General features: G+C 39.0%; 14 protein-coding genes. 8 read left to right on the top strand and 6 right to left on the bottom strand.

Translation table 11 applies throughout. The features are described from left to right. Nucleotides 1-87 precede the first annotated feature (87 nt). The 3 genes from I6E69_RS16725 to I6E69_RS16715 all read left to right on the top strand — a co-directional run bounded on the left by I6E69_RS16725 (nt 88) and on the right by I6E69_RS16715 (nt 2,919). On the top strand, nt 88-801 hold the full coding sequence (locus tag I6E69_RS16725) for a 1-acylglycerol-3-phosphate O-acyltransferase (protein ID WP_182671483.1): 714 nt from the start codon (nt 88-90) through the stop codon (nt 799-801). Further along, nucleotides 801-1,136, top strand: coding sequence for a ribonuclease E inhibitor RraB (gene rraB, locus I6E69_RS16720; RefSeq protein ID WP_002961968.1), 336 nt, complete (start codon nt 801-803; stop codon nt 1,134-1,136). The genes I6E69_RS16725 and rraB overlap by 1 nt, the downstream gene beginning before the upstream one ends. A 610-nt stretch (nt 1,137-1,746) precedes the next feature. Continuing rightward, nucleotides 1,747-2,919, top strand: a complete 1,173-nt coding sequence (locus I6E69_RS16715; RefSeq protein ID WP_197121701.1) for a polysaccharide lyase family 7 protein — start codon at nt 1,747-1,749, stop codon at nt 2,917-2,919. Between the two features lie 57 nt (nt 2,920-2,976). Here I6E69_RS16715 and I6E69_RS16710 read toward each other — a convergent pair whose 3' ends face one another. Beyond that, nucleotides 2,977-3,948: a zinc transporter ZntB gene (locus I6E69_RS16710; RefSeq protein ID WP_024605062.1), complete on the bottom strand. Its 972-nt coding sequence runs from the start codon at nt 3,946-3,948 to the stop codon at nt 2,977-2,979. Nucleotides 3,949-4,235: 287 nt separating this feature from the next. Here I6E69_RS16710 and I6E69_RS16705 point away from each other — a divergent pair, with 287 nt between their 5' ends. The 3 genes from I6E69_RS16705 to I6E69_RS16695 are packed head-to-tail and all read left to right on the top strand — an operon-like array spanning nt 4,236 to nt 6,623. Beyond that, nucleotides 4,236-4,670: an ATP-dependent zinc protease gene (locus I6E69_RS16705; protein ID WP_002961974.1), complete on the top strand. Its 435-nt coding sequence runs from the start codon at nt 4,236-4,238 to the stop codon at nt 4,668-4,670. A 2-nt stretch (nt 4,671-4,672) separates the two neighbouring features. Further along, nucleotides 4,673-5,578: a 30S ribosomal protein S6--L-glutamate ligase gene (rimK, locus tag I6E69_RS16700; RefSeq protein WP_002961977.1), complete on the top strand. Its 906-nt coding sequence runs from the start codon at nt 4,673-4,675 to the stop codon at nt 5,576-5,578. Further along, nucleotides 5,565-6,623: a succinylglutamate desuccinylase/aspartoacylase family protein gene (locus I6E69_RS16695; protein WP_002961978.1), complete on the top strand. Its 1,059-nt coding sequence runs from the start codon at nt 5,565-5,567 to the stop codon at nt 6,621-6,623. The genes rimK and I6E69_RS16695 overlap by 14 nt, the downstream gene beginning before the upstream one ends. A gap of 356 nt (nt 6,624-6,979) precedes the next feature. Here the strand turns inward: I6E69_RS16695 and I6E69_RS16690 are convergent, their stop codons facing one another. From I6E69_RS16690 to recQ, 4 genes are all read right to left on the bottom strand, one after another. After that, nucleotides 6,980-7,552 carry a mechanosensitive ion channel domain-containing protein gene (locus I6E69_RS16690; protein WP_138489650.1) on the bottom strand — a complete coding sequence of 191 codons (573 nt, stop codon included), beginning with the start codon at nt 7,550-7,552 and terminating at the stop codon, nt 6,980-6,982. 64 nt (nt 7,553-7,616) lie between these two features. Next, nucleotides 7,617-9,326 carry a BamA/TamA family outer membrane protein gene (locus I6E69_RS16685; protein ID WP_033021578.1) on the bottom strand — a complete coding sequence of 570 codons (1,710 nt, stop codon included), beginning with the start codon at nt 9,324-9,326 and terminating at the stop codon, nt 7,617-7,619. A gap of 169 nt (nt 9,327-9,495) precedes the next feature. Further along, nucleotides 9,496-9,780 (bottom strand): DUF3630 family protein, encoded by a 285-nt coding sequence (locus I6E69_RS16680; protein WP_197121700.1) that lies wholly within the window; start codon nt 9,778-9,780, stop codon nt 9,496-9,498. A gap of 7 nt (nt 9,781-9,787) precedes the next feature. Continuing rightward, nucleotides 9,788-11,611, bottom strand: a complete 1,824-nt coding sequence (gene recQ, locus I6E69_RS16675; RefSeq protein ID WP_024603604.1) for a DNA helicase RecQ — start codon at nt 11,609-11,611, stop codon at nt 9,788-9,790. Nucleotides 11,612-11,744: 133 nt separating this feature from the next. On the opposite strand from recQ, the gene I6E69_RS16670 reads away from it, so the two are divergent. Both I6E69_RS16670 and rarD read left to right on the top strand, forming a co-directional pair. After that, complete coding sequence (locus I6E69_RS16670; protein WP_197121699.1) at nt 11,745-12,200, top strand: thioesterase family protein; 456 nt, start codon at nt 11,745-11,747, stop codon at nt 12,198-12,200. Nucleotides 12,201-12,251: 51 nt separating this feature from the next. Beyond that, a complete protein-coding gene (rarD, locus tag I6E69_RS16665; protein ID WP_197121698.1) occupies nt 12,252-13,169 on the top strand; it encodes an EamA family transporter RarD in 918 nt (305 codons plus the stop codon). 16 nt (nt 13,170-13,185) lie between these two features. Here rarD and I6E69_RS16660 read toward each other — a convergent pair whose 3' ends face one another. Next, nucleotides 13,186-14,421, bottom strand: a complete 1,236-nt coding sequence (locus I6E69_RS16660; protein WP_197121697.1) for a diguanylate cyclase — start codon at nt 14,419-14,421, stop codon at nt 13,186-13,188. Nucleotides 14,422-14,445: the final 24 nt, after the last annotated feature.

Raw genomic sequence — 14,445 nt, 5'->3', positions numbered from 1 at the left:
ATTTCAGCGTACACTTGTGCGCTATTGACTCGTCTGTGTCACAAAATAACGCTATAATAATCATAATTGATCTTTGGAGAAACTCATTTGCTAGCTGTTATACGCGTTTTTATTATGCTGATGTTTATATTATTCAGTTGTATTTTTGGTTTATTACTTTCGATTGTAAGACCATTTCATCCCAATAATGTACATATTATAGCGGGCTGGTTTGGCTCAATGGCTAAAATGATTGGCGTTAAATTAGTTTTAACACGTCATGAAGATGCAATTGATGCAGGCCCTGCAGTTTATGTTGCTAATCATCAAAATAGCTACGACTTATTTACAGTGCCTGCAATGGTGCCTAAAAACTGCGTAAGTTTGGGGAAAAAGAGCTTAAAGTGGATCCCATTTTTCGGTCAGCTTTATTGGTTGTCGGGTAATATATTAATAGACAGATCGAATCGCTCTAAAGCAGCGGGAACTATCTCCAAAGCAGCCGAAAAAATTAAAAATAATGGCTTATCTGTATGGATGTTTCCAGAAGGCACACGAAGCTATGGAAGAGGGTTGCTACCGTTCAAAACAGGTGCTTTTCACACCGCAATGAGCGCAGATGTACCCATAATTCCGGTATGTATGAATACAACACATAAAACCATTAAGCTAAATCGTTGGGATAATGGTACAATTTACATCGAAATGTTAGCGCCTATACCGCTTGATAAAGAAATTAGCGCGCGTGAGCATGCTAAAAGCGTGCATAGCATTATGGCTGCTAAAATAACTGAATTAGATGCTCAAGTGAGAGAAAAATAATGGAAAACTGGCGTGAAATAAGTGAAGACATCGTAAGTTCACTACTTGAAGATGGATCAGATCCTGAAATACTTTATGAAGTAGAACACCATTTTGTGTGTGAAGACTTCCCTAAACTAGAGCAAGCTGCATTGGCTGCTTTTAAATTAGGCTACGATGTTGAAGAGCCAGCAGAGCTTGAACTTGAAGATGGCAGTAAAATTTGGAGCTTTGACATTGTAGTTGAAGCTGAGCTAGACGTAGACGTTATTATGGAAGACGTTGATAAGCTAGCGCAACTAGCCGTTGAGTGCGATGTTGAATACGACGGTTGGGGCACTTACTTTCAAGAGTAATTAATTACCCAGCATTAGAAAAATAGTAAAGGCGAGCATTTAACAATGCTCGCCTTTTTTTAGTTTTACTCCCTGTTTAAGCTTTAAATACACTCATTAGCCTCTATATAAATCAAAAATGTACATTACCAATTTAAATCTGGTTATTACCAATTTTAAATTAGTCTTTAATTTATCTCTATTTTTATTTTTTATTCATACTAAATTAATATTGTCCATAATTATTGGTAAGCAGTGTTATTTATTTTTTAGTACTTATGTCTGAAATTAAAATTTATTTTTAAAAATTAATTCGTTACTTAATAAAATCTAATGTATTGATTAAATTGAAAATTAAATTTGTTTTTAAGTAGTAATAAAGATGTAAGTAATACTTATTTGCTGTACCACACTGTGTTGACATATTGGTAACAATAAATATAACCTTTACTCCGCCTTCGGGCATGCTTTTTGGTAATGTCAATTGGTAAGTTTTATTTGCCATTTAAATTACCATTACTATTCATACACAATTAAAAACCTGTATAGCGGTAAGATCTAAGTGTTAGTGAATTTCACTAACCTAAGTAGTTAGGTTGTTTTTATGTTCAGGTTTAAAGGAATAAAGATAATGATTAACCACAAGAAATTGTTTATTTGCACTGCAATTACTGCAACCTCAGCGTTATCTCACGCTGCAACTATTAATAACCCTGGCTTTGAAAGCGGTTTTAGTAGTTGGAACGAAACTGAGCCAGCGGCTATTTCATCTGATGCATATACCGGATCTAAATCGTTAAAAATTCAGGGAAGTCCTGCACGTGTTTATCAATTAGTAAATATTCAGCCAAACACTGAATATACATTAAGTGCTTATGTACTTGGTAAAGGGCAGATTGGGGTTAACGACTTAAACGGTTTATTTAAAAACAAAACCTTTGATGTATCGTCTTGGACCAAGGTAACTAAAACGTTTACTTCAGCGAATACCAATTCACTGCAAGTATTTGCTAAGCATTACAATAGCTCAAGTGATGTACGCTTTGATAATTTTACATTAGTTGAGGGCAGTAATAATGGCGGTGGCACTGATGATGGTGCAGGATCTGGAGACGGTACAACGATTCCAAGCAGCATTACAAGTGGTAGTGTTTTTGATTTAGAAGGGGATAGCCCTAACCCGTTAGTGAACGATAGTACGTTAGTATTTGTACCTTTGGAGGCACAGCATATTACGCCTAACGGGAATGGCTGGCGTCATGAGTACAAGGTAAAAGAAAGCTTGCGTGTTGCCATGACACAGTCTTACGAAGTATTTGAAGCAACTGTAAAAGTTGAAATGTCTGATGGCGGTAAAACAATTATTTCACAGCACCACGCCAGCGATACTGGGACTATTTCTAAAGTGTATGTTTCAGATACTGATGAATCAGGTTTTAACGACAGCGTAGCGGGTAATGGCATTTTTGATGTGTATGTTCGTTTGCGTAATACCAGTGGCAATGAAGAAAAATTTGCGCTAGGTACTATCACAAGCGGTGAGTCATTTAACTTGCGAGTGGTAAATAATTACGGCGATGTAGATGTAAGTGCACTAGGTAATTCGTTTGGTATTCCTGTAGAAGATGATTCTGAATCTTACTTTAAGTTTGGTAACTACTTACAGTCTCAAGATCCAAATACTCTAGATAAATGCGGTGAAGCAGGTAACTCTAATTCATTCAAAAATTGCTTTGAAGATTTAGGCATTAGCCAATCAAAAGTAACAATGACTAATGTTACTTATACCCGTCAAACAAACTAAGTAGCCACTTAATTATGGCCACTCAATTGAGTGGCCATATTAAATATGCGTTTTAATTTACAGCCATTTTTTATTTTTAAAATACACACCAATACCGCCAGTGAGCACAATTAAAAATATGACAAAAGCACTAAACGCATAAGGGCTCTCTGTACCAGGAATACCTCCTACGTTTACACCTAAAAGCCCCGTTAAAAAGCCCAGTGGTAAAAAAAGTGCTGCCACTACAGACATAACATACATTCGCTGGTTTAACTGCTCAGAAACTTGGTTAGTGATTGTTTGCTGAATAATTTGCGCACGCTCAATCGAACTATCTAGCTCTTCAAGATAACGAATTAATAAGTTAGTGGTTTCATTAAGTTTTGCTTTATCGTCATCTAATAACCATAGGTAGTGGTTATTTACCATTGAGCTAAGGGCTTCTTTTTGCGGTTTTAAATAACGTTTTAAGGCAATAGTTTGGCGTCGCAATTGTGATAAGCCCTGGTTGTCAAACTTTTTACTTGGTTCATCTATTTCTTCTTCAAACTCGTCGAGTGTTTCATCTAGTGAGTCAATAACGCTTTGCATACGTGAGGTTAATTTTTGTGTAATAGAGCACACTAATTCAGAAATATTGCATGGGCCTTTATTTTCATTTAAACAGGCGAGCGTATCTTGCACCGATAATAAACGGCGTTTACGGGTAGTAATAAGAATGTCTTCGCTAATAAATAAACGAATTGAAACCATGTCTTCAGGGCTTTGTGCTGGATTTAAATTTACACCACGTAAAAATAACATGTGCCCGTTAGTTGTAGCCGTAATACGTGGGCGTGTTTCGTCAGCAATTAAAGACTCTAGTTCGTAATCGTTTAAATGAGGCTGTGCCTTGAGCCATTCAACTGCCTCACTTTGGCTATAATCCATGTGCACCCAAAGTTTACCTTGGCTTGGTTGCCAGCTATTTAGCTCATTAGTGCTTCCAATAGGACGAGCGCCGCCTTGTCCATCAAGTACAAGTGCATGTAGTAAACCATTAATCATAATTAGTTCTCATAATAGTGTATTTTTAATACTGTTAACTATAGTGTATCTACTTAGTTGCTTACAGGCTTACCTTTACTTTTAATAAGTTAAGCTTAAATAGCAAAATATATGCAGAGCCTCTGTGTTGAGCAAAGTGGCATTAAAGTACGGCTTAGCAAGGCGTGCATTGTGTGACCAGTTGCTTAAAAAGATCAATTTAATTTACTAATCGACTAGATAAATTTATTTCGTTGGTGTTTTTTGGTCTGTAGCGTATAAGTCACTTTTTTATTAAGGGCACATTTATGACAGCAAAGATCACAGTTGGTTGGCGTGAGTGGTTAAGTTTACCTGAGCTTGGTATTAACGAGATAAAAGCAAAAATTGATACTGGCGCTCGCACTTCATGTATTCATGCAATTAACATTGAAGAATACGAAGTTGACTCAGAAAAATGGGTTAAATTTACGGCCCAACCACTGCAAGATGATGAACAAACGCAAGTCACTTGCAATGCAAAAGTTAAAAAAATGAAGTACGTAACCAGCTCAAGTGGGCAAAAAGAGCTACGCTACTTTATAGAAACTACATTACATGCAGGCGAGCATAGCTGGCCTATCGAGCTTACTTTAACAAGCCGTGCAACAATGAAGTTTAGAATGTTATTAGGGCGTACAGCCATGGAAAATCGTATAGTCGTTGACCCGGCTTTATCTCAACTATTAGGTCGTAAGGTTTAACTATGAAAATCGGTATTTTATCTCGTAACAGAAAGCTATATTCAACACGTCGCTTAATTGAGGCAGCAGAAGCACGCGGCCACGAAGTTAAAGTGATTGATGCATTGCGTTGTTATATGAATATCAACTCTGAGCAACCAGAAATTCACTATCGCGGTGAAAACTTAAAAGAATTTGACGCAATTGTCCCGCGTATTGGTGCATCGGTTACATTTTATGGCTGTTCGGTACTTCGTCAGTTTGAAATGATGGGTGTTTATCCTGTAAACGAATCAGTCGCTATTTCTCGTTCGCGCGATAAATTACGTTCACTTCAGTTACTTTCGCGCAAAGGCGTTGGTATGCCAGTAACAGGTTTTGCCAGCAAACCCGATGACGTAAAAGACTTATTAGAAATGGTAGGCGGTGCACCTGTTGTAATTAAATTACTTGAAGGCACACAAGGCATTGGTGTTGTACTTGCTGAAACACGCAAAGCAGCTGAAAGTGTTATTGAAGCGTTTATGGGCTTAAAAGCCAATATTATGGTTCAAGAATATATTAAAGAAGCGGGTGGTGCAGACATACGTTGTTTTGTACTAGGCGACAAAGTAATCGCAGCAATGAAGCGCCAAGCACAAGAAGGTGAGTTCCGCTCTAACCTTCACCGTGGTGGTAGCGCTACATTAGTTCGCATTACTCCAGAGGAACGTAAAACGGCAGTAGCAGCGGCTAAATCAATGGGCTTAAATGTAGCGGGAGTTGATTTACTTCGCTCATCTCGTGGGCCACTTGTGATGGAAGTTAACTCATCACCGGGTTTAGAGGGCATTGAAATAGCAACAGGTAAAGATATTGCAGGTATGGTGATTGATTTCATCGAAAAAAATGCCTCAAGTAAAGGAACAGCAACACGTGGCAAAGGTTAAAATTAACCGTCCTTTTTCCTTATTAGGAGAAAATGTAGGCGTAGGCGAGCGTAAAACGCTTGCCTTAGAAGCAGCTAAGCTTTACACCCATTCACCACTTAATATTCCTATTGAAGTGGTTAATGGTGTAATGGAAGGCCCAGTGCTTATGGTGTGTGCGGCTATTCATGGTGATGAGCTAAATGGCGTAGAAGTTGTGCGTCAGTTACTTGCTAAAATAGATCCAAGCCAACTGCGCGGAACAATAATCGCTGTGCCTATTGTGAATGTGTTTGGCTTTATTCACAAATCGCGTTATTTACCAGATAGACGCGATATGAATCGCAGCTTCCCAGGTTCTGAACGTGGTTCATTAGCTGGGCGTATGGCTTATATGTTTTTTAATCAAGTGGCAGTACATTGTACTCACATTATTGATTTGCATACTGGCGCTATTCATCGTACTAATTTGCCGCAAATTCGCGCTAATTTAGAAGATGAAGCAACCGCTGAAATGGCTAAAGCATTTGGTACGCCGGCGGTTATAAATGCATCCCTTCGTAATGGTTCATTACGCAGTGAAGCCGCAAATTTAGGTATACCTGTTATTACTTATGAAGCAGGCGAAGCGCTACGCTTTGATCCTATCGCTATTGCGGCTGGTGTGCAGGGCGTTGATTATGTTATGCGCCATTTAAAAATGATCCGTGGCAAGCGCCCTAAAAAGTTACCAGATCCTATTATTGCAGGTTCGACTAGTTGGATACGTGCAGAGGTTGATGGCATTGTGCGTGCACAAGTATCACTAGGGGAGCATGTAACTAAAGGGCAAGTGCTTGCATATATAAGTAGCCCTCTAGGGGATTCTGAGCTTGAGCTTTTAGCGCCTAAAGGCGGTATTGTTATTGGTCAGCAAACGATGCCATTGGTAAATGAAGGTGATGCGGTATTCCACCTTGCTTACTTTGCAAATGACAATAGTTTAGTAGAGCAGCAACTAGAGAACTTTATTGATGAGATAAATGATTTAGATGACGAGCTTAAAACAGCTGAACTAAATAACTAATAGCTAGGGCGTGTTTAACTTTGCGGATTGAAATTTGTTTAATCCAAGGAAGATTAAATCGCGGCGCGAGGTTTGTAACCTAGTAGGCTAAGTAAAAACCGAGTCACAAAGAGTTTATCGCCCCTAGGCAGAACCCGAAGGGCAGCGCATGTTTGGCATTTATGCTGCGTTATCGCCTATTTATGGGGAGTAACCACACTTCATAGGCTCTGCCTTGCCTAAAAACAAACATACTGCTGCAAATTCAACCATCAAAGATCAACACGCCCTAGTCTTAATTTTGGCTAGTTAAGCATTAAAAAGCCGCAGTAGGTATTTTGACTACTGCGGCTTTTTTGTGAATATGATTTTTTAAACTATGTTTTTTTAGGACCAATAATACGCTTTATAACAGGGGTTTTAGTTGGCTTTGGTTCTTTATTTAAAACCATGACAGGACGGGTCACAAATAAATTGTTAGGGTAAATTACACGGTGCCCATCAATATGTTCAAGTACTACATTCATTAAGCCCATTTCAACAATGCGCCCTTCAACATGATTCGCACCATCAATAATTCGTACCCAATAACCAACGCGGCAATCGTTTTGAATAAACATCAGTAAAAATGCGGTGAGGTTACTCAATAATGACCAAGCGGCAAAAAGCGCTACCCCTAACATGGCAAATAAAGAAGAGCCTAAAACCAATAAACCACGCAGCTCTATACCCCAAAATACTAAAACCAAACACAGTACTACAAAGGCGAGTATAATTTTTAGTAAAAGCTCTGCACGGTATTTTCGGTGCAAATCTACTTTGCCTTTAATCGCTTTTTCGAGTAGTTTTTTGGTTATTTTTAATAGAAGAGGGAAAACCAAAATAGCGATTATAGTTACAACCAACTTATATTGTGATGCAAACAATTCTAAAACTTCTATTATTTCCACATTAGGTCCTGAACTTTCATAACAATTTAATGCAATTGGTATTAGTTTAACGTGTTTGTATTATTTAAAAAGTGTTTTTAACGCTTACTAGCCACTGGACTGAGTCTACATCGTCGTAGCTATCAACAGGGGCGGCAATATCAATGTGGATCATGGTTCCTGAGTTTGCGCGACTCGGTGCCAAACGCAGACCAACGCCTACATTTTTCAATACATGTGCATTTTCACCGTTATCTTCATCGTTAAACCATGCTCTGCCTACATCTACAAAAGCTGCGCCACCCACTTTAAATAATTGTAGTAAATCGTACTCCCAGTAATAGCGCTTTTCTAAATTAACTAAAAAGCTGCGATCGCCATGTTGATAATCCATCGGGTAACCACGCAGGCCTGTTTCGCCACCTAAAGTAAGCTGTTGATCAGCAGTCAGGTTTTTGGCGTATTGCACGCGGGCTTTAACATACCAAGATTGGTCTTCACTGGTATTTAAATAATATTGTACTTGGCTGGTGGCCATAAAGTTTTCGAGTTTTTTCTGTTCTTTATTCCAATAGCCATCAATATCAGCACTAAAACGCCATAAGGTATTATCGTTAGTAAAGTGGGCTTTTTTAAAGTTAAAAGAATACACCGCGCGGCTGTCGTCATTACTTAATGACTCATCTGAATAGCCAATTAAGCTTTTAATATTCCAACCTAAATTTAAATCCTCAGTGCGAGATATACTGTCAAAATTGCGTACTTTTATGTAGTTATCTTCAAACCAATGGCCGCTTATAAAGGGGTAACTTAAGCTTCTGTCATCGGCAAGTGGTGCAAATGTAGTGTCTATAGCTTCAAAGGTATGTTGCTCATCGGTATAGCCTAACGTTAGTCGCTGGGTCCAATTATTATTAAGCGCTTTAGAGTGTCCTATAAATACACGGTTTAAATCGGTAGTTTGATCAAATTCGCTAAACTCTTCGCCGCGTTTATATAGTGACTCTTCGCGCTGCTCAGAATAGCTTAAAATACCGTAACTAAAGGGGGTGTCAATTGCGTAAAATGGATAGGTTAGCTCAAGCAAATGGCGCTTGCCGTCGCTGTTATCGGCGTACTCTAAACGGCCTCGGTAGCGAGTAGATAAAATATTAGGATCGTCGTAAACAAATAAGTAACCGCTACGATCGCTGTCGGTCGTGCGCGAAAAAGAAAGGCGCTTACCCCACCCAAGCAGGTTAGATTCTCTAAAACCTATACTCGATTTGTTTTCTCCACCGCTCCGACTAAAGTTCACTTCAGGTAAAAGTGTCCATAAATCACGGGTAACCACTTCTACATTAACGTCGCCGTCGCAGTTTTCGGTAGCACTAATTTGTGCATCATATAAGTAGCTTTCTTTGCGAAGTAAACGCTCAGATTCTGCGAGCTTTTTAGCGTCGTACTTGTCACCTGGGGAGAATAATAAAAGGTTATTAATGACATCGGGCTCTGTTTGAATGTGAGCGCGATTAGCAAAACGGAATAAAGCAATATTTTCCTCTTCAAGCTCAGTATTAAATACATTAAGTTGCTTGAGCTTTATTGAGGCTATTTTAGCGTTACTATTACTGTGCGTGAGGGTTGTTTTGTCTTGAACTTCTCGGCGTAGGTTTTTATTTGTGCTTAAATCTGTCTGTTCTACAAGGCAGTTATCAGTTTTCATTGAAGATTGTTGTGCGAACGTATTAGGCACATAAAAGCTTAAAACCGTTAAACTAATACAACATTGTGCTATCCATTTCTTGCTCACCATTAAACCTCTTACTGCTACGTAGCAAATGACTATCGTAATATCAGCTTACATCATTGTTATTATAATGTAAGTAAAAGGTATGGATTTTGAAATTAATTAATTGTTACTCATATTCACTTTTGTTAATAGCCAGCTGGTTTGCAGCGACCTATGCGCTAGGCATTAAAAGCTAGCTTAAATAAAATGCTAAAGCGGCGAGTAAGTGTTCAGCTTCATGACCTTCGGCATTAATCCAGATGCTTTGGCTGTAATGCTCATAGTTTAAATTAAAGGTTTGATGATTATAGGTAAAGCGAACTTGGTGGCGATCGGCGCCTGTAGAGTACTCATTGAGTGTTACTTCGTCTGAGTGTAAAAATAATGTACTCCACAGCTCAAAGTCTTCATCGTTTGGTAGCTCAATGGGATTAATCAAAATACATTTGTGTGTATGGTCATATTCTATTTGGGTCATAATGCTCTTAATTAGTAGCTAGGTAATGTCGAATTGCCGTTAAAAATTCGCCGCCGTACTTATTTAACTTAGTAAAACCAACACCTGAGACCTTTAAAAATTCACTGTCGTTTGTTGGCATAAGCTGCGCCATTTCGGCTAACGTTTTATCATTAAATACTACATAAGGTGGCACATCGTCGGCATCAGCAAGTTCTTTACGAAGTGCGCGCAGGCGAGCAAAGAGTTTTTTGTCGTAATTAAATTGTGCTAATTTATCTTGATAAACGTGTTTGGCTTGCAGGCGTGGCTCGGCTAATTGCAGTGCGTATTCACCTTTTAAAATTACACGCGCGGCTTCTGTTAATCTAAGTGACGCACCTTGTGTTATATCTTGGCTAAGTAAGCCTTGATGAATAAGTTGGCGTAAAATACTGAGCCAAAACTCACTGCTTTTATCTTTACCTATGCCGTAGGTACTTAACTCATGATGATTATTATCGCGGATGCGGCTCGTGTTTGCACCGCGAAGTAATTCAACAATATAACCAAGTCCAAAACGTTGTCCCGCTCTGTACACACACGAAAGTGCTTGCTGGGCGACTAACGTACCATCAAAGCTTTTTGGCGGATTTAAGCAAATATCGCAGTTGCCACAAGGTTCGCGTTGATATTCACTAAAGTAGTTAAGTAATATTTGACGACGACATGTTTGCGCTTCGGCAAAGCTTGCCATTGCGTTAAAGCGTTGTTCTTCTACGCGGCGGCGTTGTTCGTCGTCTATGTCTTCAAAAAAGCGCCTTACGCGACCAATATCAGCTGGATCAAAATACATTATAGCTTCTGCGGCAAGTCCATCTCGCCCAGCTCGACCTGTTTCTTGATAGTACGACTCTATACTTTTTGGAATATCGTAATGCAGTACAAAACGCACATTAGGCTTGTTTATGCCCATGCCAAAAGCAACGGTTGCGACCACTATTTGTATATCGTCACGGGCAAACCCGGTTTGTACAAATTGCCGTTGCTCGTTACTCATACCAGCATGATAAGCGGCAGCGTTTAGTCCTGCATCTGCAAGCTTTTCAGCAATGTCGTCTACGCGTTTACGGCTGGTGCAATAAATAATACCGCTTTGGCTTTTTTGCTCCTTTAGGTAGCGAAGCAATTGCACCATAGGTTTAAATTTTTCTTCTATGGTGTAACGAATATTGGGGCGATCAAAGCTGCCAGTATGAATATAAGGCTGTTGTAGTTTTAATTGCTCAACTATATCAAACCGTGTGGCTTTATCGGCGGTGGCGGTTAATGCCATCATTGGGACATGTGCAAAACGTTGCTTTAATTCGTTTAAGCGAAAGTAATGAGGTCTAAAGTCATGACCCCAATGCGACACACAGTGCGCTTCGTCAATGGCAAATAAACTCACATTTAAATGCGATAAACGCTCTAAAAATTCGCGTTGTAATACTTTTTCAGGCGCCACATATAAGAGCTTAATTTGCCCCTGATGAAGCTGTTGATACACCAATTGCTGTTCTTCTCGTGCTAAGCTGTTATTAACGTAAGCGGCTTTTACCCCAAGAGCTTGCAGTTGCGTTACCTGATCTTGCATTAGCGATATAAGCGGAGATATAACAATGGTTACGCCTTCAAGCACTAAAGCGGGTATTTGGTAGCACACCGATTTTCCGCCGCCAGTAGGAAGCAATACAAGCGAATCTTGGCCGTTAATAGCGGCATCAATAACTGCTTTTTGACCGTCGCGAAATTCACTGTAGCCAAACACTTGTTTGAGGACAGTTTCGGGTTTACGCACAAGGGTGCTAGAAGGTGGAGTTGATGTATTCATTGGCGGGTATTTTAGTGGTTTTTTAGTGAGATGTCTTTAGCTGAGTTACTTGATAAATTATTTAAGTGGAGTCTCGTAGTTTTACACTATGTATGTTTTACTCATCTTACCTGTTTTGACATAGAGAATAATAATGAATAAAGAAATGTTAATTGAACAAGTGGGCACGTTATTTGTAAATGGCATGCCGTTTAACCAGTTTTTAAAAATATCGGTTGAGTCGTTAAGCCCTGAACAGGCCAAAATTACGTTCCCGTGGCAGGATGTACTCATTGGCAACCCTGCGCAAAAAATACTCCATGGTGGTGTTATTTCAGCCGTACTTGATAATGTAGGCGGTATGCTCGCTGCAGCAAGTGTAATTGATAAACTCACCGATTTAGATATTACAAGCGTGCAAACAAAATTAGCCACGCTTGGGACTATCGACTTACGTACTGATTATTTGCGCCCTGGTAAAGGAGAGAGCTTTACTGCCAGCGCAACACTTATTCGTTCAGGTAATAAAGTATGTGTATGCAGAATGGAATTACATAACGAACAGTCTGTTCAAATTGCTTTTGGAACCGGCACGTATTTAGTTGGATAAAACGCGTATGGCAAGTAAACTAGCGGCCTTTTAAATCACTAAGTGTTTATTATGTCGATTGATACTGAGCAGCGTAAAGGTGCTATTTTTGCTTGTCTTGCTTTTTTAATGTGGGGCCTTGCGCCAATATACTTTAAGTTGATTCAGCATGTTTCTGCTTTTGAAATTTTAATGCATCGGGTTATTTGGTCGGTTGTGTTTTTAGTATTGGTAGTAAGTGTTTTACGGTATTGGGGTAAAATTAAACGCATTATCGTTCAACCTAAGCTTTTGCTTATGCTTGTTATAACCTCTGCACTGCTTGGGTTTAATTGGGGTTTATTTATATGGGCTATAAATAATAACCACATGCTTGATGCAAGCTTGGGCTATTACATAAATCCTCTTTTAAATGTATTACTGGGTATGCTTTTTTTAGGTGAACGCCTGCGTAAGTTCCAAGGCGTAGCAGTAGCCCTTGCCTTTAGCGGTGTAGTGCTGCAGCTAATTAGTTTTGGCTCGTTTCCGGTAGTTGCCTTTTCACTGGCTATATCATTTGCACTTTATGGCTTATTACGTAAAAAACTACCCGTTGAAGCCTTACCTGGAATTTTACTCGAAGCACTTATATTACTGCCTGTCGCACTTATTTATTGGTGGTTAATGGTGCCAACACCGACTTCAAGCTTAGCAGCTAATGATTGGCATACTAATGTACTACTGATTAGTGCAGGTATTGTAACTACATTACCACTGCTGTGTTTTACCGGTGCAGCTAAGCGTTTGCAATATACTACACTTGGCTTTTTTCAATACATTGGACCAAGCTTAATGTTTATACTAGCTGTGGTGTTTTATGGTGAAGTGTTTGATGCAGAGCGTGTAGTAACATTTGCATGTATTTGGAGTGCACTGGCTATTTTTAGTTGGGACTCTTACCATCAATCACGCAAACGTAAAAAAGCGGCTATTACAGCCGCAGAAGTATAATTAACTAATTAAATGGTTAACTAACTACTTTATTACGACCAGATTCTTTAGCGTCGTAAAGCTTTAAGTCGGCCTGTTTTAAAAGTTCATCAATTTGATAAACAGGCCCGTTTGCAAAGCCAATAGAAATAGTGAATTTTATTTTAGCTTTACTAAACTCTTGGCTATTCATTTCTATAAAATACCTAAAGCCTTCAAGGCGTTTAAGGGCTTCTTGTTTGTTTATATTCATAAAGCAAACTGCAAACTCTTCACCGCCTAAACGTGCTACTAAGTGCTTTTTAAAGTATTTACTGAAGCAAATAGAGAGCCCTTTTAATACTTCGTCGCCAACATCGTGCCCGTATGTATCGTTAATTGATTTAAAGTGATCAATATCAAGCATAGCTAAAGCACCGTCACCTTTAGTATGTTTTATTTGCTTTAATGACTTTTCAGCTTCTTCAAAAAAGTAACGACGATTTGGTAAATTAGTTAAATAATCCGTGTTGGCTTGTCGCCTTATGGTGGCTATAAGTTCTAACATATCGACGTTTTGACTAAGCCTGCAGTAAAACTCTTCGCTATTAAAAGGTTTGTGCAAATAATCGTTTGCGCCATTTTTTAAAAATAAACTAGAAAGCCCTACAGAGTCAGAACCCGAAATACCAATAATAGCTTTTTCATCATTGCTATATAAGCGGCGAATCTCGCTACATAGTTCATCGCCATTCATGTTGGGCATTTCATTATCAGTAATAATAACTGAGATATCAGGTGAAGCTTCAAGTAGGTTTAACGCTTCTTGTCCGTCTTGCGCTTCAATAATTTGATATTTATGGCGCACTAATAAACTACAAATGTATCGTCGGGTCGATTTAGAGTCGTCAACAACGAGTACTTTTACATTTTCGTTGCGAGGCAGGCGCTGTAACTGTTTTTCGAGGTACTGATAAGCTTGTTTATTTTCTTTAATGATGTAATCGATGATTGGGTATTTTTCTACAGTGTCGCGAGTTTTTTTATCAATATTGCCCGTCATTACAATAGTTGGAATGTCTGCATTAATAGTACAAGGTATTGCCTCACCTAATGGGGCATCAGGTAATATAAAGTCAACTACAGCGCAAAAGTAGCTATTCTTACTTATAAGCTCTTTTGTTTGCGCTAATGACTCAGCTATATCAACTTCATAACCAGCCTTAAGCGCGATGTGCTTTTGCACTCGCGCCATGGCAGGTGTATCTTCAACTATTAGTATTTTTCGCGTCACGGAACAACCCTATATATATTTTGC

It is taken from the genome of Pseudoalteromonas sp. NZS100, assembly GCF_015864815.1.
Lineage (GTDB): Bacteria > Pseudomonadota > Gammaproteobacteria > Enterobacterales > Alteromonadaceae > Pseudoalteromonas > Pseudoalteromonas distincta.
This window is presented reverse-complemented; position numbering and strand designations above follow the sequence as displayed.